We start from the raw sequence: 25,574 nt of genomic DNA on the forward strand, positions 1-25,574 counted from the left end.
ATGGCACACCGTATTATGTTGATACCTATTTCTACGGGAGTTGGTTTAACATCTGTTTCTGTCGGGCTTGTGCGTGCGCTTGAGCAAAAAGCGGTAAAAGTTAATTTTTTCAAACCTATTGCTCAACCGCGCTCAGGCGAAACCGGTCCAGAAAAATCGACACAAATAATAAAGCAAGGCTCCCCTATTGACCCACCAACACCGTTTGCATTGGATTACGCAGAGCAAATGATTGGTGATGCAAAGGGCGACGACCTATTAGAAGAAATTGTTGAGCGCTTTGAAAGTAAAATTAACGACGATGAAGTAGCCATTATTGAAGGCATGGTTCCTACTCGTAAACAACCATATGCTGGGCGCGTTAACCGTGAAATAGCGCAAACACTCGGCGCAGATATTGTATTTGTATTAACGCCTGGTAACGATAATATTACCCAGCTGGAAGATCGTCTTGAGATTGCTGCTGGTAATTACGGTGGTATTGACCACCCGCGTGTATTAGGCTGTATTTTTAATAAAGTAAATGCCCCTCTTGATGAAGAAGGCAGAGCACGCGCCGATTTAGTCGACTCCTACAAACCTGATGAAGTAGATAACGAACTGAACCGCTTAGCATCACTGCCAATTTTTAGAAAAAATCCATTTATGTTACTTGGTGCAATACCATGGGATTTTGATTTGGTCGCACCACGAGTGAAAGACCTAAGTGCATATTTAAAAGCCACAATTATTAACGAAGGTGACATGCTGCATCGACGCCTGCGTCGTATCACATTTTGTGCACGTACAGTGTCTAATATTTTAAACCACTTTACACCTGGTGCATTATTAGTTACTCCTGGCGATCGTTCTGATATTTTAGTAGCTGCGTGTTTATCGGCAATGAATGGTACTAAAATTGGGGCAATATTACTCACCGGTGGTTTTATGCCAGAACAGCGTATTATGGCGCTGTGCGAACAAGCAATGCAAACGGGACTACCAATTTTAGCAACAGAGGCCGATACATGGCGAACATCGTTGTTACTTCATAACTTTAATATGGAAGTACCAAGCGATGATGACCAACGTATAGAAAAAGTGAAAAGCCACAATGCTGAATATATTGACTCAGATTGGCTGAACTCACTGGCAAAAAATGTGGGGAAAACACGTAAACTCTCGCCACCTGCTTTCAGATACTTACTTACAGATAAAGCCCGTAAAGCAGGCAAAACGGTTGTTTTACCTGAAGGCAACGAACCTAGAACTATTAAAGCGGCTGCTATCTGTGGGCAACGCGGTATAGCAAAAACCATTTTATTAGGTGATCGCGAAGAAATAATGCGTATTGCTGAGCAACAAGGTATAGAGCTCAACGAAAATGTAAGCATTGTAGAACCAAGCAGCATCATTAATGATTATGTCGAGCCTATGGTCGAAATCCGAAAAAGCAAAGGTCTCACTGCTGTTGTAGCGCAAGAACAATTACTTGATAACGTAGTACTTGGTACTATGATGCTTGAACAAGGCAAAGTTGACGGACTTGTTTCAGGAGCAGTTAACACAACCGCTAATACAATTAGACCGCCATTACAGCTCATCAAAACGGCCCCGGGCTCATCGCTTGTATCGTCGGTATTTTTTATGTTGCTGCCTGATCAGGTACTCGTTTACGGAGACTGTGCAATTAACCCAGATCCAAATGCTGAGCAACTTGCTGACATTGCGATTCAGTCAGCTGACTCAGCTGCAGCTTTTGGTATCGAGCCGCGTGTTGCCATGATCAGCTACAGTACAGGTACATCTGGTACAGGAGCCGACGTTGAAAAAGTGCGAGAGGCAACCAAAATAGCTCAACAAAAACGTCCCGATTTGATTATTGATGGTCCCCTTCAGTACGATGCAGCAATTATGGAAAACGTCGCGCTTAAAAAAGCACCAAATAGCCCCGTAGCAGGTAAAGCAACGGTGTTTATTTTCCCTGATTTAAATACCGGTAATACAACCTATAAAGCCGTGCAAAGAAGCGCAGACCTCATCAGTATTGGGCCAATGCTTCAAGGTATGCGTAAACCAGTCAACGATTTAAGCCGTGGTGCATTAGTTGATGACATTGTGTACACAATCGCACTTACCGCTATACAAGCAGCGCAAGTCGAAGCACTTAATTAAAGGCTTTAATTAACATGTGCTTTTTATAGCCTAGCTAATTTCTAATGATAAATTAGTTAGTTAGGCTATTTATACCTCTCAACCCCCATAGTTATCCACAGAAATTGTGGGTAAGTTTAAGTAGCTCATATTTTGCAGCTTACTTACGGTGAGTTACCGCTTTAATTTATCTTTAATAATCTATACTATTAATAAATCGTCTTTGCTGTACCGCAGGTTTTTAGTGTCAAAACAAACATTACAATTACACAGCACTATTTTGTCTATACATAGTTTAGATATTGATGCTGATATACCTGCAGCTTTGTTAAAACTTCCGTTGTTTTTTATCTCAAAAACCCATGACGAACTATCAATTGTATGCCCCAGTAGTTTTGAATTACACAGCCTGGATACAGAATCTGATTGGCAAGCATTAGAAGTTATTGGCCCTTTAGGGTTTTCGTTAACAGGAATTATGGCTAATATTTCTGGCGTGTTAGCTAAAGCACAAATATCTATCTTTTCTATTTCAACTTACGATACTGACTACATACTTGTAAAAAAACAAACAGCGGCCCAGGCAATCAAAGCACTAAAAAAAGATGGCTATAATGTGGTGACAAACTAATTTATGAAAGCACAACCAATAGAGCTTATTGCACAAAATAAAATCCCCCGTGATGCTATTAATATCACCAGTCCTTTTACGGGAAAGGTAGTAGAATTAAGTAATCACCCAGAGCCTTTGTTCAGTTTTGGTACACTTGGCCCCGGTGTTATGGTGCAAGCAACCAGTCATAAAATTTTAGCCCCCTTTGATGGGGTTTTACTGCAGGTTAAAAACGCAGGAACTGAATTTATTTTGCAGGCTAAAAATGGTTTAAAAATACTCATTAATTTAACCTTACCTGCCTCTGCAGCAATTACGCATACCCATATAGCCCAGTTAAATGGCAGCCAAGTACTCAAAGGCCAACGACTTGCTTATTTTGACCTAAGAGAATTAGACTCCCCCATGCTAGGAAGTTTAATATTACTTAATGGTCACAACCTGGGCACATTTCATTATTCACACCTGCATGTTAAAGCAGCTGAAGACACCTTATTAACTATTATTAAAAAGAAGTAACTTATGATCACTCTTTACGGAATTAGTAACTGCGACACAATTAAAAAAGCTAAAAAATACCTTACAGATAATAATATTGAGTTTACCTTTCACGATTACCGCAAAGAGGGTGTTAATGAACAAATGGTCGCTGAATTTGCTGATAAATTAGATTGGGAACAATTAGTCAATAAACGCGGAACTACGTACAGAGCTTTAAGTGACGAGCAAAAACAAAATTTGACTAAGCAAAATGCTATTCAATTATTAGTTCAGCAGCCCGCTATGATAAAGCGACCAGTATTAGTTAACGGTACTGACTTTTATTTAGGCTTTAAGGTCGCGCAATACGATGAGATTTTTAAATAATGAATGAAGTAATTGCACTTGCACAAGCCTTGATACAGCGTGAATCTGTCACCCCAGAAGATGCCGGCTGTCAACAAATGATGAACGAACGCCTCGAAGCGATCGGCTTTAATATAGAGTCACTATTTTTTACTGATACATTAAATACTTGGGCGCGTAAAGGCGACCAGTCGCCGCATTTTTGTTTCGCAGGACACACAGATGTAGTGCCAACGGGGCCCGCAAAAAACTGGCAGCACCCACCATTTTCAGGGCTGGTAGAAAATGGTTTATTGCATGGTCGAGGAGCTGCCGACATGAAAGGCTCGCTTGCTGCCATGATTGTAGCTACTGAGCGTTTTGTAACTAAATACCCGAACCACAAAGGATCAATTTCTTTTTTGATCACTTCTGATGAAGAAGGACCATTTATAAATGGAACCACCCGAGTTATTGATACACTAGAATCTCGCGGTGAAAAAATTGATATGTGTTTGGTTGGCGAACCTTCATCTCGGGATGTCTTAGGTGATGTAGTTAAGAATGGCCGACGCGGCTCGCTTACCGGATTCGTAAAAGTTAAAGGTATTCAAGGACATGTTGCCTACCCTCACCTGGCTCAAAACCCTATTCATCTAGCCACTGAAGCATTAACAGAGCTTAGCCAAACCCAGTGGGATAAAGGGAATGATTTTTTTCCGGCAACCAGCTTTCAAATATCAAATATTAACGGCGGCACAGGTGCAGGTAATGTGATCCCTGGTGAGCTAGATGTGCAATTTAATTTTAGATTTAGCACCGAAGTTACACATCAACAATTACAACAGCGTGTAATCGACATTTTACAAAAACACAACTTGAACTACGAATTAAACTGGATTGTAAATGGTCTCCCATTTATTACAGAACATGGTCCACTCGTTGACGCAACCGTTAATGCTATTGAGTCTGTGACAGGATTAGCAACCAATTTAGAAACCACGGGGGGAACCTCTGATGGTCGCTTCATTGCTCAAACCGGTGCTAAAGTCATTGAGCTTGGGCCTCGTAATGCCACCATTCACAAAGTTGATGAGTGCGTAAGTACAGATGACTTAATTAAACTCACCGACATTTACGAGCAAATACTTGAGCAATTGTTAACCTAATGACTGATTTACAAGTACCCACGATAGCGTGTATCACAGGGCAAAGTGATACACATTTAACTAAAATACAAAGCCATCGTTTGCATAGCGCTATCACTGCTGATTTTATAGCGCTACAAAACGCAGCTAAACAAGCTGGGTTTGACTTAACTATTGCATCAAGCTTTAGAGATTTTGAACGTCAGGCGCTCATTTGGAATAACAAATTTTCAGGACAAAGGCCTGTTTATAACTCACAACAACAGGTTGTTGATTTAACGAACTTAAGTGACATTGATAAGTGTATTGCAATTATGCGTTATTCAGCTTTACCTGGGGCAAGCAGGCACCATTTTGGTACTGATTTGGATGTATATGACAAAGCCAGTGTTAGTGACGATTATCAACTGCAGTTATCTCCTCATGAATATGAGAAAAACGGTCCCTTTTCAGCATTTAGTGACTGGCTTAGTATTCACCTTGAGAAATTTGGTTTTTATCGGCCTTATCGCGAAGATTTAAACGGGGTAGCTCCTGAACTTTGGCATATTAGTCACATTAAGCAATCACAATTGCTTAGTATTCAACTCACTGAAAGTGCTTTACGAAAATGCATTGAAAACAGTGAACTACTTGGTAAAAGTGCCGTATTGGCGCACTTACCTTCACTTTATAAGCGCTTTGTGACCAACGTTAGTCAACCATAAAAAGAAGGACTACTCCTTCTTTTTATTTAAAATAAATATGAGTACCGCTGTTAATATAACTAAGCTGGCGATAACAAATTCAAACGTTAATTGTTCTTGTAAAAAAATAACGCCTGCAAACGCTGCAACTACCGGCACACACAATTGCACAACCGCAGCTTGCGTGCTTTTAAGTAATGGCATTGCAACGTACCAAATACTATAACCAATGCCAGAGGCTAAAGCGCCAGAAGCGCTCGCGAGTAAAATGCCTTCTATGGTAAGTGCGTTAAAGTAGCTCATACTAACAAGTAATAAGATGGGGAGCGCTACTAAACTTCTAATAAAATTAAACCCTGTCGTTCGTAAAGGCGATACACATACTTTGCCACGTATACTGTAAATACCCCAAGCAACACCGCTTATGGCCATCAATCCCGCTCCTATTAGCGAGGGCACCGCCGCTGAGGGCAGCATCAAATAAGCAAACCCCGTAACAGCAATCAAAAAAGCAGCCCACTGCACGGCGCTTAATTGTTCTTTTTTATATATACCCCAACCAATCATCGTAAGTTGCACGGCTGAAAATAAAATCAGAGCGCCTGTTCCGGTATCTAACTCAACATAGGCCACCGAAAAACTAAGTGCATAAACAAGTAAACTAATGCTACTTCGCCAACTCCCTGTATCACTTAAAATAGCATCATTAAATGACCCATTACGTTTTAGATTATAAGTATAAAAGCTCATGATAATACCTAAACATGCAGCACCGCTTAATAAACGAATGATGGTAAAGTTATAGGGATCTATATACCCCTCAGCTAATGCCATTCGGCAAAATAAAGAATTGGCGGCAAATGCTATTAAAGCAATAAATGTATATATAGCTGCTTTCAAAATAATCCTTTTTAACCTAAATCTGGTTGTTAAATAATCTTTTTTTATGGGTGAGTAGTTAAATAACTTAAACTGCTATAAAAGTAAGTTATTTATACAGCATAAGGCAAAGTGTGCAAAAACTTTCAACTTAATAAGACCTTAACTTTTCGCTGTCTATTTCACACATTACTAAATTCACGCCTTATTCACATAGAACATGCATATTTACCTTAACGATGATATGGCTCTACGTTTTTTTACAATGTTTCACACTCTTGTTTAAATTGAGTGTGTTAACCTGCTTAAGTAGATTAAAAGGAGTGCTGTGTGCGCAGAAGTATAATTTTAAGCGTTTGTTTTATTTTAAGTGGTTGTAGCTCTATAGGGTTTAACGACCTATTTAACGATTACGCCACACAAATGACGCCAGTGCGAAATGCTATTGAAAATAATAACCCACAACAAGCTAAATCGTTAATTGCTGACAATAGCACTATACACAGTAGTTACTTGCTTAACCAACTTGAGCAAGCGCGTATCAACGACCTTACTAATTCAGCTGATAACGCTCAAAGCAAATTCGAAAACGTATATGCTCAAATGCAAACGAAACGCCAAGCAGCAAAGATTCAACTAAGTGCCGGGCTTGAACAAAGTAATGCATTATTTACGAATGACTCGGCAATTACCTATGTACCGCCTGCTTACGAGATGAGCATGCTTCATAGTTATAAAGCACTTAACTATGTTTATAAAAATGATATTGAAGGCGCACTGGTCGAAATTCGCCGAGCTAATAAAGTACAAGCCGATGCGCTTAGCGAGAATGAAGCAGAAATAAATTCAGAAAAAAATGAAGCGCAGCAGCATTATCCAAGTATGAATAATGTGACAAGAGATGTTAAAAACGGCTTTCAAAACGCATACACTTTTTACTTATCGGCTTTGCTTTACCAAAGTGCAAAACAGTTTGACGACGCCTACATAGACTACAAAAAAGCGTTAGCTATTCAACCAAATAATAAATATTTACAGCAAGATGTAATTCGCCTAGCTAAAAAACAAGGGTTTCAGCAAGAATTTGACGAATACACACAACGTTTTGGCGAACTTAGCACTTTAAAGCCTAACCATGGTGAGGTAATCGTATTACTTGAGCAAGGTTTCGTGCCCAAACAAACTGAATTTAAATTAAGACTACCGATTGATACAAGTAGAGGTGATGTTCGTTTTTATAGCCTTGCTATGCCCGTATATAAAGACAGTGCTTACATTAGCCCTATACAAAATGTGAATATTGCTGGACAAAAAGTAGCATTAGCGCCATTAGTTTATTTAGAAGCCCTAGCCGCTAAAACTCTTGAACAAGAAATACCAGGCAAAATTACACGCCAAGTATTACGGCTCATAACTAAAGAAAAAGTTCGCGCTGAGCTTGCGCGCAGCGCAGGAGATGTAGGCAACATTTTAGCCAATATATATAATTTAGCGTCAGAGCAAGCCGACACCCGAAGCTGGCTTACATTGCCAAATCAAATTGCTGTAGCGCGTCAAAGTCTGCCGGCAGGTGAACATATATTAAATATAGGCAATCAACCGCCTATTAGTTTTACCGTTAGTAAGCAAGGGTTAACTTTAATTTACCTAACCTCTATTAATAACTATTTTAACTACCATGTAGTTCAACTCTAGGAGACACCATGAAATACATAGTGCCAATGTGTGCCGTTTTACTGCTAAGTGCTTGTGCAACACAGCCTGACACATCAGGTATAGCGGTTGAACAAAATAAAGGAAATTTTAATGATCAACTTAGAGTGGACAACCCTGATTTAGGTGAAAAACTCGCCATTACCGACGTTAAAACGCGTCAAACAAATCAGTTAACGGATGTGGTGGTTACCCTATCTAGCCAATATAAAAAGTCACAATATTTACAGTATCAATTTAAATGGTTTGATAAAGATGGATTTTTGATTAAAGGAAATCATTCACCGTGGCAGCCATTAACTTTATTTGGTTTTGCTAATACACAATTACCAGGTTTAGCGCCTAGCTCTGATGCTGTTACATTTTCACTAGCAGTTAGAAAAGTATCAACTGAATCTCAAGAATTTAAAGATTAAAGGAAACTATTATGAACACGACATTTAAAACAGCATCCACTTACGCATTGGTCGGGCTCAGTGCATTGATCTTAAGCGGCTGTGCTAACAAAGCCGTAGTTAGCTATGGTGACGCTCAAGCAGTTGAAACAACTGATATAAATTTTGGTTCTACCGATTTACAAAAAGTTGCGAGCCAAATGACCGACTCATTACTAAGCTCGCCAGTGGTGGGAACCATGACTCAAAATAACCGTCCTGTTGTGTTTGTGGAACGTATTAAAAACAAAACCAGTGAGCATATTGATACAGAATCAATCACTGATTCTATCTCTACGCAAATGCTACGCAGCGGTAAGTTTCGCTTTGTAGACATGACACGTGTAGAAGCTGTACGTGAACAGCTTACCTTTCAAAACGAAGATGCATTAGTGAACCCAGCAACAGCGGTTGCATTTGGACAACAAATTGGTGCGCAGTACATGTTGTATGGCAACTTATCAAGCATTGTTAAAACAAATGCAGATAAATCAGACGTATATTATAAATTCACAATGCGTTTAATGGATATGAAAAGCGGACTTATTGAATGGGCGGACGAAACTGAAATTCGCAAAACCAAAGAAAAATCAACCTTTGGCTGGTAAGCCGATAGGAGTAAGTTATGAAAGCAATTGCTGTAATTATGTGTGCTTTACTTACATTAAGTGCACCCACTTTTGCTAAATACGAACGCAATAAAGCCGTAGCAGTTCAAAAAGTGTTGTTTGGTGACATTAAATCAGTACGAAACATCACCGAGCAAGAACTAATACAAGACAAAAAGAACGGCTGGAAAACGTTTGGTGGCGCACTTGTTGGTGGTGTTATTGGTAATCAATTTGGTGGTGGCAGCGGTCGTGCTATAGCCACAATTTTAGGCTCAGTTATCGGTGGTAGTGTTGCCAACAATAGTCAGCAAGGTAGCTATTACAAACAAACTCAGTTAGTTGAATTACTAATTCAGGTAGAAAATGGCGACCAATTTATGGTAGTTCAAGACCTAGACCAAGGTATGCAATTTCACAAAGGCGATAATGTGAGGTTAGTTTATTTAGGCGATAACACCGTAAGAGTAGATAAAGCATATTAATAACACGCCTTTAAAAACAAAAACGAGCCAACAGGCTCGTTTTTTTATAAAGTTTTATAACTGGCGATAATCTTTAAAGAAACGCTGCATTTTTTGCATGGCGTCAGTTAAGTCATCCTTATTAGGTAAAAATACTAACCTAAAGTGATCAGGCTCTGGCCAATTAAACGCACGCCCATGCACTAATAATATTTTTTCGGCCTTGAGCAAATCAAACATCATTTGCTCATCGTTTTTTACATTAAAGTGTGCAGTATCAACCTTGGCAAACGCATATAAAGCGCCTTTTGGCTTTTTACAGCTAATCCCTTCAATCGCGTTTAAACCGCGCCATGCAATATCTCGTTGTTCGTATAATCGCCCGCCCGGATTAATTAAGTTATCAATTGATTGCACACCACCTAATGCCTGCTGAATTGCATATTGGGCAGGTACATTAGCGCATAAACGCATTGACGAGAGTATATCTAATCCTTTACTTAAGTCGTCCATGGCTGATGTTTTACCACTTAAAACCATCCACCCCATTCTTAGCCCAGCAGCACGGTAAGTTTTAGCTAAACCATTAAAAGTAATCATTGGCACATCATCACACAATGAAGCAATTGAAGTGTGGCTAACTCCATCGTATAAAATCTTTTCGTAAATTTCGTCGCTTAACAACAGTAACTTGTGGTCTCGCGCAATATCTATTAATTGCTTAAGCAGGTCATCACTGTATACCGCACCAGTAGGGTTGTTCGGATTAATTAACACCAAGGCTTTGGTTTTAGAGGTGATTTTACTTTTTATGTCATCTATATCAGGAAACCAATCTTGCTCTTCATCACATAAATAATGAACGGGATTACCGCCCGCTAACTTAACTGACGCAGTCCACAACGGATAATCTGGCGCGGGGATAAGCACTTCATCGTCGTTGTTAAGCAAAGCTTGAGTGATCATTTGGATTAGTTCACTTACCCCATTACCAATATAAATGTTATCAACGTCTAAGTTGTTTAACCCACGTTGTTGATAATGCTGGTAAACAGCTACTCTGGCTGAGTAAAGTCCTTTAGAGTCACAATAACCTTGGGCAGAATACAGGTTACGGATAATATCGCGATGCATATCTTCAGGCATATCAAAACCAAATGCAGCTGGATTACCGATGTTTAATTTTAAGACTTTTTGACCATCGTCTTCCATTTTTTTAGCTTGAGCTAAAACAGGTCCACGAATGTCATAACATACGCCTTCTAATTTATGACTCTTTTTTATATCTGACATTTTACCTCTACTAGCTGGCGCCTGATGACCTTTGTAATTTGAGTTTTATAATTAAGGTCTATTTTATCTCAACAATAAAAACCCGGTTGCCTACTAGACTAACCGAGTAAATATATAACACCAGTAAATTTAACAGCTTAAAACTGAAATTAATTCACGTTAACTATTGTGCATCTAACCATTGTTTAAATTTTGTTTGAGAGCCTTCGACCTGTGGCATTAAGTTGGCACAAGCATCCATCGCTTTAGCTAAGTCATCATCAACTAAGCTTAACTCTATGGTGCGCGAAACATCAGCTAAACTAGACGCACCAAACTGCGCGGCATTTGATTTTAAACTATGAGAATGACGAATCGCTGCCTCTTTATCTTTACCAATGGTTGCCATAACTTCAGAGCCCAGACGTTCAAACTCGGCACAACAAAAATCAAGCGTATCAGCAAACTGCTCGCCCAATAAGGATTTCATATTCTCTAACGCTGATGTATCTATGGTAATGTCTGTCATTATTTAATTCCTTCAACTATCCATGTTCATTGTATTTGATATAACTACTGTATATTGATAAATGAAAAAAAACCAACTTAATTGCTTTCATAAATGTATAATTTACAAGTTAATAATAGAGAGAAAGTTTTTAAAATGGCACGCATTCTTTGTACTCATTGTAATTTTGCACTTAATACCTGTGTATGCAGCGCTATTGAAACAATAACTAACAAAGTTAAAGTTATTATTCTACAACACCCCAGCGAAGAAAAAATAGCAAAAAACACGGCTAAATTACTCGACTTAAGTCTAACTGATTGCGAAATAATCAAAGGTGAAAACAGTGCTGACTTTAGTATGTTAAATAGTTTGCCAAAAGAATCAACAGTACTGCTTTACCCAAACGAAAACGCCACCTGCCTAGATGAACCAAGCTCCACAAAACATAAGCACATCACTCATTTAATTGTGATCGATGGCACATGGAAAAAAGCCTATAAAATTTTGCAACTCACCCCTGCACTCAATCAATTTAGAACAGTGAGTTTTAATAAACCACCTAAAAATCGTTATACAATACGTAAAGCCCCCCGTGCCGATAGCCTCTCTACACTTGAAGCCGTTGCTCATAGCTTGAGCTTAATAGAACATTTAAACCCAGAGCCTTTGTTTACTTTATTAGAAGAATTAATTAATAAACAAACCCAACATATGCCTGAGCACGTAAAAGCACGTTACTTAAATTAAATTTAGCTTTTGATAAACAGATGCGACATTACCCAAATAGATTAAAACGAGGATTTACTCGTCAAGGCCCCGACTATCGCTTTGATGACCAAGTTGATTTTAGCGATATAAGAACCACGTTTGGGTTCAGATCAATGGTCGTTGGTAAATGGGTAACCAAAGAAGAGCGCTATATTAGCGCTAATTTAATTTACGATGCGCTGGCCGACCTGGCGCAAATACTGCACTTACCACCTAAAGCAATTGGTCTGCGCGGAAAGTTAAATTTTGCATTTGGCCACGGTGGTCAAAAAGGTGTGCAAGCGCATTACAATGCCGGCAGTCAAACATTAGCACTTGCTAAAAATGCGGGCGGTGGTGCGCTCGCGCATGAGTGGTTTCATGCATTCGACCACCACATTAGTGAACATTTATTTAAAGTAAAACCACGCTATGGATTTGCATCAAAGCTTTGGCTTTCAAATACACCAAATTTAATGCACCCACTCAATGACGCACTGAACAGCTTTTATAAAGAAGTATTTTTAGATGCAAGTGGCGAAAATGCCAATGAATTTGTGCAAGCATGTATTAAACACGACCAAGCCCATAATATGAATTATATGAGTATGCCTGAAGAAATTGCAGCTCGCTGTTTTGAAGCCTGTATATATGCACACCCAAATATAAAAAACAGTTTTTTGGTAGGCGGTTTGCAATCCAGTAATTTAATATACCCACCAGCACAACATACCACCAAGGCAAATAAAGCGCTTAACCACTATTTTCAACTATTGGGTTATGCGCTTCATAATTTACCCGATAAGGTTTAGCTGTTTTCATCACTTATGCGACTTGCAACTGCGCTACTCTGGTCTTTGTATTTAGCATCTTTGCGAATGTTATACGGGTTTTCACAAGGCCCTGAAAGCATTTCGAAACTCATAGCGCCAATTTTCATCATTGGGCGCAGCGCTAAGGGTAATTTTCCTGAGTTGTAAAACTCTAATACAATATTACCGCTCCAGCCGGGATCAATTCGGTGTGCTGTTACATGCACCATCAAACCTAAACGCGCAAGCGATGAACGCCCATCCAACCACCCTACAATATCGGCAGGTAGCGTTACTTTTTCATAAGTGATTGCAAGCGCGAGTTCACCTGGATGTAAAAAAAACGCTTCACCGTCTGCAAGCTCAATTTCCTCACTCATGATTGATTCCATCGCTTTATTGAGTTGATCCTTTGGACCACTTAAATCAACGTAGGCTGCATTATGAGCATTGAACGTTCTAAATTTATTACCAAGACGTAAATCTGCTGTCACACCCGATATCATCTCACTACTCGGAGCAGGCTCTATAACTATTCGGCCATCTTTTAGGTGTTCTTTAATATGTGTATCTGAAAGTCTCATGCTTTTAATCTTCTGTAATCACAATTTCTATGCTGTTGTGATGCTGTTGATAATATAGCGTGCTGGCTATAAGCCTAGCTGCTGCGCTGTATGTTTTGCTTATTGCCGCATCGTTATCGCTAGCAATAAGTTTTCCTTGCTCAGAGTACTCTCTAATATCAATGGCAAGGGGAATATGGCTAAGTACCGGAACGCCATGCTTGTAGGCTAGTTTTTGTGCACCCTCTTTGCCAAATACATGGTTTGCCTCACCGCAGTGGCTGCAAACGTAATGGCTCATATTTTCTATCAAACCAAGTACTGGCACATTTACTTTATTAAACATTGCAATGCCTTTTTGGGCATCAGCGAGTGCTAAATCTTGAGGCGTAGTTACAATAACAGTCCCACTGGCAGGTACTTTTTGACTCATGGTAAGTTGTATATCACCTGTACCTGGGGGCATATCTACAATTAAATAATCGAGCTCGCCCCAATCAGTCTCGTTCAGTAATTGGCTAAGTGCACCCGATGCCATTGGGCCTCGCCATACTGTTGCGTCATCACTCGGTACTAAAAAGCCGATAGATTGGGCTTTAATGCCATTGGCATCAAACGGTAGTAATTGTTTGTTATCTTTTGTTTTTGGCTCAGCACCAACAAGGCCCAACAACATAGGTATTGAAGGACCATAAATATCAGCGTCTAAAATACCAACTTTTGCTCCCTCAGCTTTTAATGCACCCGCTAAATTAACAGCTGTAGTCGATTTACCTACCCCACCTTTACCTGAAGCAATAAGTACAATGTGTTTAATTCCTTTAAACTTTGCAGGCTCTTGAATATCAACCTTAGCCTTTATTGAGATTTCAATATTTAAAACATCACGGACATGCTGCTCTACAAGGGGGATTTCTGATTGCGCAGCAAAAGGTAAAGTAAGACTAATTTGTATTGATTTATCGTCGTTTTCAGAAATTGACTCAATAAAGCTTTCGTCAATTCCTACGGCAAAGGCCGCACTACGATAAGCCGCTAAAGCAGCAATAATCGGTTGTTTTTGCACCGATTTAGAAGAGAAAAGTTTCGACAGTCCAAACATAGCAATTAAATAGCGTTTCTTTGATGAAAAGTGCCTCGGAATTATGTAACATTCAGGTCATTAACACCAGTCAATTAATAAAAATTCATAAGCAGTGTGTGCGCATAGCCACCTGTTTATAGATAAATTAATGATAACAGCCGTTTAAATAGTAAAAACGGTATTTTATCCTCAATTCGGAATGATTATGGCACAGCGAAAGATCCTGATTACCAGCGCATTACCTTATGCAAATGGCCCAACCCACTTAGGTCATTTATTGGAATATATTCAAACTGATATTTGGTCACGTTTTCAAAAACTTCAAGGCCATGAAACGTATTATGTTTGCGCAGACGATGCCCACGGCACACCAATCATGCTTAATGCACAGAAGCAAGGGATCACACCTGAAGAAATGGTAAAAAATGTGAGCATTGAACGCCAACGCGACTTTGCTGATTTCAATATTAAGTTTGATAATTACCACAGCACGCATAGCCAAGAAAACAAAGAATTTAGTGAATTAATATACAACCGCTTAAACGACGCGGGCCATATAAAAAAGCACACTATTTCGCAATTGTTTGACCCAGAAAAAGGCATATTTTTACCTGATCGCTTTGTAACCGGTACTTGCCCAACGTGTAAGTCTGAAGATCAAAATGGCGATAGCTGTGATTCGTGTGGTGCAACTTACAGCCCAACCGAATTAATAAACCCGCGCTCTGTTATGTCAGGTGCCGAGCCTATTCTAAAAGATTCTGAGCATTACTTTTTTGACCTACCAGCATTTGAAGGCATGCTTAAAGAATGGCTACACTCAGGTACTATTCAACAAGAAATGGCTAACAAGCTAGACGAATGGTTTACTGACGGCTTACAACAGTGGGATATCAGCCGTGATGCGCCTTACTTTGGTTTCGAAATTCCAAATGCCCCAGGTAAATACTTTTACGTATGGCTAGATGCGCCAATTGGTTACATGGCCAGCTTTAAAAACCTGTGTGATAAAAAAGGGATTGATTTTGACGCATTTTGGGCTGAAGGCTCAGAAGCAGAACTTTACCACTTTATTGGTAAAGACATTATTTACTTCCACAGCTTATTTTGGCCAGCCATGCTAGAAGGCGCTAAATTTAGAAAACCAACTAACGTATTTGCACACGGGTTCGTTACTGTAAATGGCGAAAAAATGTCTAAGTCAAAGGGCACGTTTATTAAAGCGCGTACCTACCTAGACAACCTAAATCCAGAATACTTACGTTACTATTACGCTGCAAAATTAAACAGCGGTATTATCGATCTTGATTTAAACCTAGAAGACTTTGCACAACGTGTTAATTCAGATCTGGTTGGTAAAGTCGTTAATATAGCGAGCCGTTGCGCAGGCTTTATTACCAAAAAGTTTGATGGAAAATTAAGCGCAACCATTATGCAACCAGAGCTTCTCGAAGAGTTTCAAGCTGCCGCGCCAAGTATTACCACCCATTTTGAGAACCGTGAATACAGTCGCGCAATTCGTGAAATTATGGCCCTTGCCGACAAAGCAAACCAATTTATTGATGGCGCAGCACCATGGGTATTAATTAAAGACGAAACTAAGCAACAAGAAGCTCACGATGTGTGTTCGCTTGGCCTTAACTTGTTCCGTGTTTTAATTACCTATTTAAAACCAGTACTACCGGCTATGGCCCAAAACGTAGAAGCGTTTTTAAACGATGATCTTGCTTGGGATGCAGTACAGACGCCACTAGTAAGCCACTCAATCAATAAATTTAAACCGTTAATGCAACGCGTAGAAATGGACAAAGTAAACAAAATGGTTGAAGAATCTAAAGAAAGCCTAGAGCCGAAAGTAACAATTGACCCAAATAGCCCTCTTGCAAAAGAACCTATTAGCGAAGAAATTGAGTTTGACGATTTTGCAAAGGTAGACCTTCGTGTTGCTAAAATTGCAAAAGCAGAGCATGTAAAAGGCGCCGACAAGCTACTGAAGCTAACCCTTGATTTAGGCGGCGAAACGCGTCAAGTATTCGCAGGCATTAAATCAGCTTACGCTCCTGAAGATATTGAAGGTAAGCTAACAGTAATGGTTGCAAACCTTAAACCGCGTAAAATGCGTTTTGGTATGTCTGAGGGTATGGTACTTGCAGCAGGCCCTGGCGGAAAAGAAATTTATATTCTTAATCCAGACGACGGATCAGAGCCAGGAATGCGTGTAATGTAAATTTACACATATGAATAAAATAACCGCTGACTCTCAGCGGTTTTTTTATATGTTATTTTATCCTATTTGCGACTTTTATCGATTTTTTGTACCATCGACCAATAAATAATAAAAAAGTAATACAATGCCTAGCACGGTTTCTCAAGAAAAGACTGTAACTCGCAACAAAATTTTAAAGCACAAAATAGTGGCTATTATTCGATTAAATAAGCAATCAGATGTTGCACCACTTGTCGATTGCTTAGTTGAGGCTGGTATAAAAGTGCTTGAAATCACCTCTAATACACCAGGGTTTGAGCAAGAAATTAAAAATGCACGTATTCGTCATCAACATATTTTGGTGGGTGCAGGCACCATCACAAATACTAAACTAGCTCAACGAGCCATTAATGCGGGTGCACAGTTTATAGTAACCCCTAATACTGATAAGCGTATTGTGTCAGTTGCCCATCAGTATAATTTACCTGTTTTAATGGGGGCTTTAACGCCAACAGATATCGCTAACGCGATTGAGTATAATGCGGATATTATTAAGGTATTTCCAGCAGGTAGCATGGGAGTTGACTATTTTAAGGCATTAAAAGGCCCATTTGATAGTGCCAATTTAATGCCTGTTGGTGGTATAAATTTGAATAACATTACTCAATGGTTTGACGCAGGGGCTTGCGGTGTAGCCATTAGTAGTGATTTTTCAAAAGTGATTACTAGTCACGCTGACAAGCAAGCTCTTACCCAGTTAGTTCATGACTATTTAACTGACATACCCACTGATTAAAGGTCTTTGATTTGCTGTAATCACTAGGTATTGTTCAAACTTAAATTACATCAAATACTTAATATTCTGTTCAAACAAATCAAAATGCACTTAGTTTAAAGAGAGCAGAACACGCTCTTTCCTTGGTATGTAGTAATTATCGTAATCAAGCGAAACAATGACCTTATTTGCTTTTCCGAGTAGTTCACCACGAGGGATTAAACCAATTACGCGAGAGTCTGCGCTATTGTCACGGTTATCCCCCATTGCCAAATAGTAATCATCTGGAATGGTGATCATTTCAAAGCCAGCTAATTGGGATGGTACATTTGCCACCCTGATAGTGTGCTTCTTACCGTTTAATATCTCTACTTTATCAACCGAATCGATATTATTTTGCATATGTTCGTAGTTAAGCTTTTTGCCATTAATAATTAATTCGTTATTTACCAAAGAAACGGAATCACCAGGTACACCAATAACACGTTTAATTAATCGGTTATCTGCCGCTTGTGAGTCGAATACAATAATGTCCCCTGTTTGTGGTTCGTTAATTTTAAGCAAAGAAATATGCGTAAAAGGCACTCGTAAGTCGTACGCCATTTTGTCTGTTAAAATTCTATCTCCTTGCTCAATTGTAGGTTTCATTGAGCTCGTAGGCACTTCGTACCAGTCGGCTACTGCGCTTCTAAACACACTCATCAAGGCAATGAATACAATGAGTGAACGATTATTTTTCCAAAATTTATAAAGCACTTTCATAACTGCTCCCTTTAATTGATCAAGTAATGGTATGACCTAACAGCGCTTTAGCAGTTCAAAAAAGGATGTAACAAAAGATGTTTGACCAAAAAACGTTTTTGATCGATTAAATTTTCAGCAGCGTAGCATCTTAGGAATTTAGCAAATATTACTTAAAGGAAACTAACATGTTTAAGAAGATAACCACCGCAATTTTAATTACCGCCGCAAGCATAGGGTTTTCATTTTCTGCACAAGCCAACCATCATGGCATGAAGAAAGATGTGGTTGATGTTGCGGTTGAAAATGGCTCGTTCACAACACTTGTTGCAGCCGTAAAAGCAGCCGGTTTAGTTGATACTCTAAAAGGCAAAGGGCCATTCACTATTTTTGCACCAACTGATGCCGCTTTCTCAAAGTTACCTGACGGTACCGTTGAGATGCTGTTAAAGCCAGAAAACAAAGAGAAGTTAACGGCAGTGCTAACCTACCATGTTGTCGCTGGAAAAATAATGGCAAAAGAGGTGGCTAAGTTAGATAGTGCCAAAACACTCCAGGGGCAGTCGGTAATGATTAAAACAAACATGGGTGTGATGGTAAACGACGCTAACGTGATGATGCCAGATGTTAAAGCAAGTAATGGCGTAATCCATGTAATTGACACTGTTCTTCTTCCAAAAGAATAAGCAGCAAAATTTATGTACAAAAAAAGAAGCATAAACGTAAGCTTATGCTTCTTTTTAACGAATACTTAGACCTTATTACTGATTAAGCTTTTCTTTCGCTTCTTTTACTTTTTCAAAGTCTAAACCTAACTCATCGGTAGCCTCTTTGATTAAGTGAGGTTGTGTCATAACAACAGCCATTAATTGCTGAAGCTTTTCAGGCGGTATGCCAAGCTCCTGTACAAGCGCCATAGCCATCATTGGGTTTTGTGTAAACGCCTCGAATAACGCTTTTACTTTTTCATCACTTACATTATGTTCTTTTAAAATTGCAATTATTGGATTCATTTTTAACCTTGGTCTTATAATAACGTGTGTATAACTAAATTATATGGGCATAACGTGTAAAATAAAGCGTTATTCTACAAGCAATACGACTTTACCCGCGTTTTCGTTGCGCTCTAATATTGCATGCGCCTCTTGAGCCTGTGTCCATGGCAACGTTTTGTACACATTAAAGTCATAGTTTTTAGATGCTATGTCGTTGTAAAAGCGTTCTACTAAGTCATCTCTTAGTTGGCGTTTAAAATCAATACTGCGGTTACGAAGGGTTGACGCATGAAATGAAATCCTTTGGCGTAACAGGGCTGCAAAATCAACCTCAGCAAAACGCCCATCTAAAAAAGCAAGCATAATTATTTGGCAATCCATGGCAGCAACTTGGGCATTTTTGTTTAAATAACTGCCTGCAACGGGGTCAACAATTACATTAGCGGTTAAATTATGGCTTTGCATGTAATCTACAAAGTCTGTGTTTTTGTAGTTAATTGTATGATCTGCTCCCAGCGACTTAGCGTGTTGGCATTTTTCATCAGAACCTGCGGTTATAACAACAGTTGCTCCTGCACTTTTTGCCATTTGAATAGCGGCACCACCTACGCCACTGGCCCCTGCATGTATCAATGCCGTTTGCCCATGTTGTAGCTTGCCAAGCTCAAATAATGCACCAAAAGCAGTTAAATACACCTCGCTGATGGCAGCACCTTCAACCATAGTTACATCATCAGGTAGTTCCATTAATTGTTTAGCATCTACCGCAACATATTCGCTATAAGCGCCACCTGCACACAGTGTAAAAATACGTTTATCGAGCCAGCTTTTATCAACTTCGTTACCCAGCTCTACCACAGTGCCTGCACACTCTAAACCTAAAATTGGGCTGTCACCTTTTGGGGCTGGGTACTTACCTTGGCGTTGCATGCAATCAGCACGGTTCACGCCAATTGCAGCCACTTTAACAAGCACTTCATGATTTTTTAGCTGCGGTTTACGGGTATCACTAAAGGCAAGGTTTCCGCTTTCATGGGAAATATATTTCATTACCACTCCTTTGCTTTAACTAAAGTTGTACTTTAGACATGGGGGTAATTATTTCTATTTAAACCGCCAGCTTTGCTTGTACGGGTAAACATCAGGTAAAAAACCATTTTGTATTTGCTGCTGGCACTGTTGCCAATAGGTTGTTGTAAATAAGTCACTGTGGTGGGTGTTAAAACACTCAAATGCATGAGCATTTGCGCTAAAAAAAACCTTAAATTGGCTGGGAAATATATCGTTTTCATCAATATCAAAATAAGAATGACTACTTAACTCCTCTAATGTATTTTGTGTTTGAGGTACATCTCTAAAATTACACTGAGTTAGTGGGCAAATCTCATCAAAGTCGTAAAACACAACACGCCCCCAGCGAGTAACGCCAAAGTTTTTCATCAGCATGTCACCTGGAAATATATTCGCCCCAGCTAAATCTTTAATTGCTTTTCCATAATCAAGCATCACATGGTCCAATGCGTGTTTATCGCAGTGGTTAATATATAAATTAAGAGGTGTCATTTTTCGTTCAACATACACATGTTTTAAAATAAGTGCCTTGCCCGATATAACTAAACTGCTATCAATGTGTGTTTTCATCTGCGTTAATAGTTCTTCACTAAAGCGGCTCAAATCAAACGCTAAATACCTAAACTCGTGTGTATCTACCAATCGCCCTACTCGGTCGGCTTGCTTTACAAAGTTATATTTTTCTTTTACTTGTGCTTTAGTTGCGGTTTTTGGTGCACTAAATTTATCTTTTATTACTTTATATACGTAATCTGAGCCTTCAATAGTAAATACCAGCATAACCATGCCAGGTGTACCTGGTGCGTTTATATATTTAAAACTTGCGGGGCTGTTTTTAGTGGTATCAACCTTGTAGCGGTAAAACTCGGTTTTAGCGTGTTTAATAAAGCCAATAGCGTTAAATAATTCAAAACGCTTTTTATGCGGCATAAGTACACTGAGGTAATCAACATAACGCGCGGGTTGGTCTGTATCTACCATAAAATAAGTACGAGCAAAGCCAAATAATAAGCTTAATTGATCGGCGCCCATCATAACCGCATCTATTTTTAAGCCTTTTTCGGTGTTTAAAATGGCAATAGCAAACGGCATATTATCGCCATTTTTAGCGATACAACGGCCAATCAAATAACAGGCTTTATTTCTAAAAAATAACGAGTTTGCGTATTCAATAAACCCGTCGTTTAAATTTATCAGTTCATAGACCTGCTTACATTGATGTTTAGCACCTTGCATTAGGGTTTGCTGTAAACGCTTTAAATCGGCATTTAATTGGCAGAACGGAACTCTAAACATTTGCGTAGTAATAAGCTGTGAAATTGCGGTTTCAAACCCATTTTGAAGGGATATTCTACTTACTAAACTTTCAAATGAGCGTGGTTCACTTCGGTATTTGGCTTTTAATACAAATAAATGCACTGTACGAATTTTTTTATCGTCCCAAATAGCACCAAATGTTGAATTAAAGAAAGTATGCGCAATGGGTTTATTCTCATGGTGCTCAACCATATCCCCATAAATATTTTTAGCTAGTTGCCATGTGTGTGGGCAGTCTAGTTCTTGATAAGCAATTATTTTAACCGCTTCACTCACATTTTTTACTTGGCGCTCATAAACTTGTAACCGATCGCGCATTGCACGTTGTACATCATGATATTGGCGCTGCTCAAACCGGCTTTGTGCACCAAGTGTTATATTTAAAAACTCAGCAAACATCGCATCAAACCCTGCAAATACAGCACGTGCAAGCTTAGTCGCAATCACCTTTTGAAGAGCATTATTTGAATCATCGATTAACGTATTTGGCATGTTAACAACACTTATATTTTTACCCGTTATGGCGGTTATTTTTTATTAATTGTTTACACCTTAGCAAGCAGGCTTTAATTTAGATAATTAATACAGCAAATAAATAAGATTGATCTAATGAATATACGTAACGTCGATCTCAACCTTCTCGTCTATTTAAACGTACTTATAGACGAAAAAAGTGTGTCTAAAGCCGCCAACAAATTAGCGCTAACACAACCGGCAATGAGTAATGCATTAAAGCGATTACGCGATTTATTTGAAGATCCGCTTCTTGTTCGCGCTGCAGGGTCAATGACCCCAACAGCTAAAGCACTCCTGCTTAAACCCGAAATAGAATCATTATTAAAAATGGCTGAAGCAATTACTCAACCCAGTGAGCAATTCAACCCCGCTACGGCTGAAATAACCTTCAGAATAATGGCAAACGACTATTTAGAGTCAACGTTAATTGCGCCATTTATAACAGCGCAATTAAATAAAAATCCGGGTATTAATTTTGACGTTTTAAGCCCAAGCGATGTTAACTTACAAGACATGGAAAAAGGCACCATAGACCTTGCTATTAATCGCTTTAACGGATTACCGCGATCGTTTCACCAAGCCACAGTATGGCGCGATAACTACTGCTGTTTAACACACCCCAAGAATACTTTTTTACAAAACGCCACACTCGATGATTACCTCAAAAAAGAACATATTTGGGTAAACCGGGCTGGTTGGGGCCCTGAAGCCGCAGTAACTAATAAGTCAGGTAAACAAAAATTAGGCTGGGTAGATGAAGCACTCTGGCAGTTAGAGCAAACACGTAAAATTAGGGTATTTACCCGCCACTACATGATTGCCAGTTTACTTTGCCAATCAGAGCAACTGGTTGCGACATTACCACGTAGGCAAGCAAAGCTATTAACAACACATACTAACTTAGTAATAAGTCCACCCCCGTTTCAAATAGTGCCTATTGAGATAAAAATGATATGGAGCCCACTGCTTCACCATGCGCCAGCGCATCAATGGTTACGCCGCGAAATGCTTGAGTTCGCTAAAACAGTAGCAGATAGGTAAATTTTAAAATATCTGTAACGTGCTTCGGATAATACTGAAAAAATCTAAAAGCACACATTCAATTTGCTAGTAAATACATACTAAAAATGACGGGCTAGGTGAGAGGTAAGAAAAACACAACGTTTAAAAACTAATTTTTCTATAAATAAAACATCGAGACACTCACTTTAATAAAGTGAGTGTCTCGATGTTTTGCTTTGGAGTCGTATAAGTCTTAGCAAGGGGAGTAACCTTACTCATTAGTAATTTGCAAAGCCGATACCATGTTTTTTATTTTAAATTAATTCAAAGCCTTAACCAAAAACTCCCTATTCCCTCTGTTGATATTTGTACCACTTTTGTGCATTTATTTATTTTTTGCACCAAATTAAATGAAAAGGAAAACCGATAAATTTAGCGTAAATTAAATGAATAAAACTTAATATTGATCTAATCAATATCAGTTATTGAAAACAACAATTTCATTAATAATACAGTTAGCGCTAGAGTGAAGTTAAGCCAACAAACTAAGAGTATTTATTATGACAACAGCTTCTTTCACACGCCAAGACGGGTTATTCATCGACGCTAACTTACATCAGTTCATTGAAGAGCAGTTATGTTCTAAAGCAACATTACAAACAACAGATGTTTACCAAACACTGGCGACATTAGTTGATGAGTTTGGGTGTACTTGTCGTAAAACTAAGCACCAACCAAACGATGTACTTGAAGTACAAACACTATTGAACGCTTACCAACTGCAAAACCATCCGCACTGTCATGTGGATGCGCAAACAACTGAAGCGGTACTTGATGAATATTGCTGCCAGGTTCCTGCAATCATTGTTGTTGCTTTAATGGATACGCTTAGTGGTACACAATGCGATGAACCAAATGCACACGACATCTACCATCGTGCCGCACAGTTAACTAATCGCCCATGCGTACATACAGTTAAAACTGCCTCAGCAGCTTAATAATGAATGTGTTTAAAAGTGCTCGATAACTTTATCTGCAAAGTCTGTGCAGCTTAAGGTTGTCGAGTTATGAGTTTTTGAAGTATCAATGCCTTGCTGGGTTAAATCAAAAGTAACATACCCACTTGCTAATGTGTTTTCTAGAGCATTTTCAATAGTTAATGCAGCCTCATCCCATTTCATAAATTTAAGCATGAGTACTGCGCTCAAAATACTACTGCTTGGATTCGCTTTGTTTTGCCCTGCAATTCGCTCAAATGTACCATGAGTAGGTTCAAAAAAAGCCACATCATTATTCAAGTTTGCCGCAGGCATAATACCTACACCGCCCACTTGAGCGCTGAGCATATCGGCTAAAAAGTCCCCATTTTGATTCGTAGTTGCCACTACATCAAAATGCTCAGGGTTCATTAAACATTGTTGCAGCATGTTATCGGCAATGACTTCTTTAATTATTAGAGGCGCCTGCCCTGCACGCTCAATTTTCAGCCAGCGGCCATTTTCGTGCTCAATTGCATTAAATTCCTTTTTGGCGAGTGCAAAGCCCCATCGTTTAAATGCCCCATCTGTAAACTTAAGCACATTGCCTTTATGAACAAAAGTGACAGAATCTCGATTATTATTAAGGGCAAAATTAAGAGCAAAACGTGTTAATCGTTCAGAGCCTTCTTTGGATATATTTTTTATACCTATGCCGCAATCTTGTGAAAACCTAAGGCGCGTTACCCCCATTTCTTCACATAAAAAGTCGAGCATTTTTTCACTTTCAATGCTGCCTGCTTGCCACTCAATGCCCGAATATACATCTTCGCTACTATCACGAAGAACCGTAATGTTGGTTAAAAAAGGATTTTTTAAAGGAGAAGGCAAAGCACTAAACCCTTTGATAGTGCGCATATTTACAAATAAATCCATTTCTTGACGTAAAGCAACATTTAAAGAGCGGAACCCTCCGCCCAAAGGCGTAGTTAATGGCCCTTTTATTGCTATTTTACAGGCTCTTACTGCTTGTATTGTTTCTTGTGGAAACCAATCACCATCGTAAAGCTTGGCTGCTTGCTCACCATTAAACACTTGCATCCAATGTATTTTTCGCTTGTTTTCGTAACAGTGTTTGATAGCGCAATCTACAATATTTCGCATAACGGGCATAACATCTTGCCCAACACCATCTCCATTAATATAGGCAATAACAGGCTCTGAAGGAATAACCCACTGCCCTTGCTCATCTACCGTTATATGTTGCCCTTGCTCTGGCATTTTTATATGTTGGTATTGCATCATTAAAGCCTATAAATCAATGTATATGGTCGATTAAAGCATGTTAATTAGGGCGTGTCTTTAATTGCCTTTTTATAGTTGGTATCAGTTTAAAAAATAACAAATACGATGTGCTTATGTAGTTAAAAGGATGGTCTTATAGCGTGTACGGTTCGTATTAGTTTTTAAATATAGAGGGGT

The 25,574-nt window shown here is 39.1% G+C and carries 27 protein-coding genes; 17 read left to right on the forward strand and 10 right to left on the reverse strand.

What is annotated here, in order from left to right; translation table 11 throughout:
• The 6 genes from pta (at position 1) to ATS72_RS04650 (ending at position 5,426) form a co-directional block, all read left to right on the forward strand.
• Positions 1–2,154, forward strand: coding sequence for a phosphate acetyltransferase (gene pta / locus ATS72_RS04625; RefSeq protein WP_006792172.1), 2,154 nt, complete (start codon positions 1–3; stop codon positions 2,152–2,154).
• Positions 2,155–2,377: 223 nt separating this feature from the next.
• Complete coding sequence (locus tag ATS72_RS04630; RefSeq protein WP_058428992.1) at positions 2,378–2,764, forward strand: ACT domain-containing protein; 387 nt, start codon at positions 2,378–2,380, stop codon at positions 2,762–2,764.
• Between the two features lie 3 nt (positions 2,765–2,767).
• Entirely contained in the window at positions 2,768–3,265 is a 498-nt protein-coding gene (locus ATS72_RS04635) for a PTS glucose transporter subunit IIA (RefSeq protein ID WP_008131509.1), read from the forward strand.
• Positions 3,266–3,268: 3 nt separating this feature from the next.
• A complete protein-coding gene (locus tag ATS72_RS04640; protein WP_058428993.1) occupies positions 3,269–3,613 on the forward strand; it encodes an ArsC family reductase in 345 nt (114 codons plus the stop codon).
• A complete protein-coding gene (gene dapE, locus ATS72_RS04645; protein ID WP_371816607.1) occupies positions 3,613–4,740 on the forward strand; it encodes a succinyl-diaminopimelate desuccinylase in 1,128 nt (375 codons plus the stop codon). Before ATS72_RS04640 ends, dapE begins: the two co-directional genes overlap by 1 nt.
• Complete coding sequence (locus ATS72_RS04650) at positions 4,740–5,426, forward strand: M15 family metallopeptidase (RefSeq protein WP_058428995.1); 687 nt, start codon at positions 4,740–4,742, stop codon at positions 5,424–5,426. Before dapE ends, ATS72_RS04650 begins: the two co-directional genes overlap by 1 nt.
• Positions 5,427–5,435: 9 nt before the next feature.
• On the opposite strand, the gene ATS72_RS04655 is transcribed toward ATS72_RS04650, so the two are convergent.
• Positions 5,436–6,305, reverse strand: a complete 870-nt coding sequence (locus ATS72_RS04655; protein WP_058428996.1) for a DMT family transporter — start codon at positions 6,303–6,305, stop codon at positions 5,436–5,438.
• A 309-nt stretch (positions 6,306–6,614) separates the two neighbouring features.
• Between ATS72_RS04655 and ATS72_RS04660 the strand changes: the two genes are divergently transcribed.
• The 4 genes from ATS72_RS04660 to ATS72_RS04675 are packed head-to-tail and all read left to right on the forward strand — an operon-like array spanning position 6,615 to position 9,524.
• Entirely contained in the window at positions 6,615–7,979 is a 1,365-nt protein-coding gene (locus ATS72_RS04660; protein WP_058428997.1) for a COG3014 family protein, read from the forward strand.
• A gap of 8 nt (positions 7,980–7,987) precedes the next feature.
• The gene (locus ATS72_RS04665) at positions 7,988–8,413 is read left to right on the forward strand and encodes a YcfL family protein (RefSeq protein WP_008131494.1); all 426 of its coding nucleotides are present in this window, start codon (positions 7,988–7,990) and stop codon (positions 8,411–8,413) included.
• 11 nt (positions 8,414–8,424) lie between these two features.
• Complete coding sequence (gene lpoB, locus ATS72_RS04670; RefSeq protein ID WP_008131492.1) at positions 8,425–9,039, forward strand: penicillin-binding protein activator LpoB; 615 nt, start codon at positions 8,425–8,427, stop codon at positions 9,037–9,039.
• A gap of 17 nt (positions 9,040–9,056) precedes the next feature.
• A complete protein-coding gene (locus ATS72_RS04675) occupies positions 9,057–9,524 on the forward strand; it encodes a glycine zipper 2TM domain-containing protein (RefSeq protein WP_058428998.1) in 468 nt (155 codons plus the stop codon).
• Positions 9,525–9,578: 54 nt separating this feature from the next.
• Here the strand turns inward: ATS72_RS04675 and ATS72_RS04680 are convergent, their stop codons facing one another.
• Both ATS72_RS04680 and ATS72_RS04685 read right to left on the reverse strand, forming a co-directional pair.
• Positions 9,579–10,796: a pyridoxal phosphate-dependent aminotransferase gene (locus ATS72_RS04680; RefSeq protein WP_058428999.1), complete on the reverse strand. Its 1,218-nt coding sequence runs from the start codon at positions 10,794–10,796 to the stop codon at positions 9,579–9,581.
• 163 nt (positions 10,797–10,959) lie between these two features.
• Positions 10,960–11,304 (reverse strand): Hpt domain-containing protein, encoded by a 345-nt coding sequence (locus tag ATS72_RS04685; RefSeq protein WP_008131485.1) that lies wholly within the window; start codon positions 11,302–11,304, stop codon positions 10,960–10,962.
• A gap of 135 nt (positions 11,305–11,439) precedes the next feature.
• Between ATS72_RS04685 and ATS72_RS04690 the strand changes: the two genes are divergently transcribed.
• Together ATS72_RS04690 and ATS72_RS04695 are read left to right on the forward strand one after the other, a co-directional pair.
• Complete coding sequence (locus tag ATS72_RS04690) at positions 11,440–12,033, forward strand: tRNA-uridine aminocarboxypropyltransferase (protein ID WP_058429178.1); 594 nt, start codon at positions 11,440–11,442, stop codon at positions 12,031–12,033.
• Positions 12,034–12,053: 20 nt separating this feature from the next.
• Complete coding sequence (locus ATS72_RS04695) at positions 12,054–12,845, forward strand: CLCA_X family protein (protein ID WP_058429000.1); 792 nt, start codon at positions 12,054–12,056, stop codon at positions 12,843–12,845.
• Here the strand turns inward: ATS72_RS04695 and dcd are convergent.
• Together dcd and apbC are read right to left on the reverse strand one after the other, a co-directional pair.
• Entirely contained in the window at positions 12,842–13,429 is a 588-nt protein-coding gene (dcd, locus tag ATS72_RS04700) for a dCTP deaminase (protein WP_006792188.1), read from the reverse strand. The two genes, ATS72_RS04695 and dcd, sit on opposite strands and share 4 nt — an antisense overlap.
• 4 nt (positions 13,430–13,433) lie before the next feature.
• Positions 13,434–14,510: an iron-sulfur cluster carrier protein ApbC gene (apbC, locus tag ATS72_RS04705; protein ID WP_058429001.1), complete on the reverse strand. Its 1,077-nt coding sequence runs from the start codon at positions 14,508–14,510 to the stop codon at positions 13,434–13,436.
• Positions 14,511–14,697: 187 nt separating this feature from the next.
• On the opposite strand from apbC, the gene metG reads away from it, so the two are divergent.
• The gene (metG, locus tag ATS72_RS04710) at positions 14,698–16,719 is read left to right on the forward strand and encodes a methionine--tRNA ligase (protein WP_058429002.1); all 2,022 of its coding nucleotides are present in this window, start codon (positions 14,698–14,700) and stop codon (positions 16,717–16,719) included.
• A 124-nt stretch (positions 16,720–16,843) separates the two neighbouring features.
• Entirely contained in the window at positions 16,844–17,494 is a 651-nt protein-coding gene (locus tag ATS72_RS04715; RefSeq protein WP_058429003.1) for a bifunctional 4-hydroxy-2-oxoglutarate aldolase/2-dehydro-3-deoxy-phosphogluconate aldolase, read from the forward strand.
• A gap of 90 nt (positions 17,495–17,584) precedes the next feature.
• Here the strand turns inward: ATS72_RS04715 and lepB are convergent, their stop codons facing one another.
• Entirely contained in the window at positions 17,585–18,235 is a 651-nt protein-coding gene (gene lepB / locus ATS72_RS04720) for a signal peptidase I (RefSeq protein WP_058429004.1), read from the reverse strand.
• A gap of 167 nt (positions 18,236–18,402) precedes the next feature.
• Here lepB and ATS72_RS04725 point away from each other — a divergent pair, with 167 nt between their 5' ends.
• Positions 18,403–18,900, forward strand: coding sequence for a fasciclin domain-containing protein (locus tag ATS72_RS04725; RefSeq protein ID WP_006792193.1), 498 nt, complete (start codon positions 18,403–18,405; stop codon positions 18,898–18,900).
• A 75-nt stretch (positions 18,901–18,975) separates the two neighbouring features.
• Here ATS72_RS04725 and ATS72_RS04730 read toward each other — a convergent pair whose 3' ends face one another.
• The 3 genes from ATS72_RS04730 to aceK all read right to left on the reverse strand — a co-directional run bounded on the left by ATS72_RS04730 (position 18,976) and on the right by aceK (position 22,089).
• Positions 18,976–19,227: a DUF2999 family protein gene (locus tag ATS72_RS04730; RefSeq protein WP_008131476.1), complete on the reverse strand. Its 252-nt coding sequence runs from the start codon at positions 19,225–19,227 to the stop codon at positions 18,976–18,978.
• A 69-nt stretch (positions 19,228–19,296) separates the two neighbouring features.
• Positions 19,297–20,259: a zinc-binding dehydrogenase gene (locus ATS72_RS04735; protein ID WP_058429005.1), complete on the reverse strand. Its 963-nt coding sequence runs from the start codon at positions 20,257–20,259 to the stop codon at positions 19,297–19,299.
• Between the two features lie 54 nt (positions 20,260–20,313).
• Positions 20,314–22,089, reverse strand: a complete 1,776-nt coding sequence (aceK, locus tag ATS72_RS04740; RefSeq protein ID WP_058429006.1) for a bifunctional isocitrate dehydrogenase kinase/phosphatase — start codon at positions 22,087–22,089, stop codon at positions 20,314–20,316.
• A gap of 117 nt (positions 22,090–22,206) precedes the next feature.
• On the opposite strand from aceK, the gene ATS72_RS04745 reads away from it, so the two are divergent.
• Both ATS72_RS04745 and ATS72_RS04750 read left to right on the forward strand, forming a co-directional pair.
• The gene (locus ATS72_RS04745; RefSeq protein ID WP_058429007.1) at positions 22,207–23,154 is read left to right on the forward strand and encodes a LysR family transcriptional regulator; all 948 of its coding nucleotides are present in this window, start codon (positions 22,207–22,209) and stop codon (positions 23,152–23,154) included.
• A 521-nt stretch (positions 23,155–23,675) separates the two neighbouring features.
• On the forward strand, positions 23,676–24,113 hold the full coding sequence (locus ATS72_RS04750; protein WP_006792199.1) for a hypothetical protein: 438 nt from the start codon (positions 23,676–23,678) through the stop codon (positions 24,111–24,113).
• 12 nt (positions 24,114–24,125) lie between these two features.
• Here ATS72_RS04750 and icd read toward each other — a convergent pair whose 3' ends face one another.
• Complete coding sequence (gene icd, locus ATS72_RS04755; protein ID WP_058429008.1) at positions 24,126–25,394, reverse strand: NADP-dependent isocitrate dehydrogenase; 1,269 nt, start codon at positions 25,392–25,394, stop codon at positions 24,126–24,128.
• Between the last annotated feature and the right edge of the window lie 180 nt (positions 25,395–25,574).

Origin of the sequence: Pseudoalteromonas sp. 13-15 (genome assembly GCF_001468205.2) — a bacterium.
GTDB lineage: Bacteria > Pseudomonadota > Gammaproteobacteria > Enterobacterales > Alteromonadaceae > Pseudoalteromonas > Pseudoalteromonas marina.

Excerpts from the sequence above, each read along its gene's own strand:
- icd (WP_058429008.1), bottom strand. The coding sequence starts at position 25,394 with ATGCAATACCAACATATAAAAATGCCAGAGCAAGGGCAACATATAACG.
- ATS72_RS04750 (WP_006792199.1), top strand. The coding sequence starts at position 23,676 with ATGACAACAGCTTCTTTCACACGCCAAGACGGGTTATTCATCGACGCT.
- apbC (WP_058429001.1), bottom strand. The coding sequence starts at position 14,510 with ATGTTTGGACTGTCGAAACTTTTCTCTTCTAAATCGGTGCAAAAACAA.
- ATS72_RS04730 (WP_008131476.1), bottom strand. The coding sequence starts at position 19,227 with ATGAATCCAATAATTGCAATTTTAAAAGAACATAATGTAAGTGATGAA.
- ATS72_RS04735 (WP_058429005.1), bottom strand. The coding sequence starts at position 20,259 with ATGAAATATATTTCCCATGAAAGCGGAAACCTTGCCTTTAGTGATACC.
- ATS72_RS04745 (WP_058429007.1), top strand. The coding sequence starts at position 22,207 with ATGAATATACGTAACGTCGATCTCAACCTTCTCGTCTATTTAAACGTA.
- ATS72_RS04635 (WP_008131509.1), top strand. The coding sequence starts at position 2,768 with ATGAAAGCACAACCAATAGAGCTTATTGCACAAAATAAAATCCCCCGT.
- ATS72_RS04725 (WP_006792193.1), top strand. The coding sequence starts at position 18,403 with ATGTTTAAGAAGATAACCACCGCAATTTTAATTACCGCCGCAAGCATA.
- lepB (WP_058429004.1), bottom strand. The coding sequence starts at position 18,235 with ATGAAAGTGCTTTATAAATTTTGGAAAAATAATCGTTCACTCATTGTA.
- aceK (WP_058429006.1), bottom strand. The coding sequence starts at position 22,089 with ATGCCAAATACGTTAATCGATGATTCAAATAATGCTCTTCAAAAGGTG.
- ATS72_RS04650 (WP_058428995.1), top strand. The coding sequence starts at position 4,740 with ATGACTGATTTACAAGTACCCACGATAGCGTGTATCACAGGGCAAAGT.
- metG (WP_058429002.1), top strand. The coding sequence starts at position 14,698 with ATGGCACAGCGAAAGATCCTGATTACCAGCGCATTACCTTATGCAAAT.
- ATS72_RS04695 (WP_058429000.1), top strand. The coding sequence starts at position 12,054 with ATGCGACATTACCCAAATAGATTAAAACGAGGATTTACTCGTCAAGGC.
- ATS72_RS04665 (WP_008131494.1), top strand. The coding sequence starts at position 7,988 with ATGAAATACATAGTGCCAATGTGTGCCGTTTTACTGCTAAGTGCTTGT.
- ATS72_RS04680 (WP_058428999.1), bottom strand. The coding sequence starts at position 10,796 with ATGTCAGATATAAAAAAGAGTCATAAATTAGAAGGCGTATGTTATGAC.
- dcd (WP_006792188.1), bottom strand. The coding sequence starts at position 13,429 with ATGAGACTTTCAGATACACATATTAAAGAACACCTAAAAGATGGCCGA.
- dapE (WP_371816607.1), top strand. The coding sequence starts at position 3,613 with ATGAATGAAGTAATTGCACTTGCACAAGCCTTGATACAGCGTGAATCT.
- ATS72_RS04675 (WP_058428998.1), top strand. The coding sequence starts at position 9,057 with ATGAAAGCAATTGCTGTAATTATGTGTGCTTTACTTACATTAAGTGCA.
- ATS72_RS04685 (WP_008131485.1), bottom strand. The coding sequence starts at position 11,304 with ATGACAGACATTACCATAGATACATCAGCGTTAGAGAATATGAAATCC.
- ATS72_RS04640 (WP_058428993.1), top strand. The coding sequence starts at position 3,269 with ATGATCACTCTTTACGGAATTAGTAACTGCGACACAATTAAAAAAGCT.
- lpoB (WP_008131492.1), top strand. The coding sequence starts at position 8,425 with ATGAACACGACATTTAAAACAGCATCCACTTACGCATTGGTCGGGCTC.
- ATS72_RS04690 (WP_058429178.1), top strand. The coding sequence starts at position 11,440 with ATGGCACGCATTCTTTGTACTCATTGTAATTTTGCACTTAATACCTGT.
- ATS72_RS04715 (WP_058429003.1), top strand. The coding sequence starts at position 16,844 with ATGCCTAGCACGGTTTCTCAAGAAAAGACTGTAACTCGCAACAAAATT.
- pta (WP_006792172.1), top strand. The coding sequence starts at position 1 with ATGGCACACCGTATTATGTTGATACCTATTTCTACGGGAGTTGGTTTA.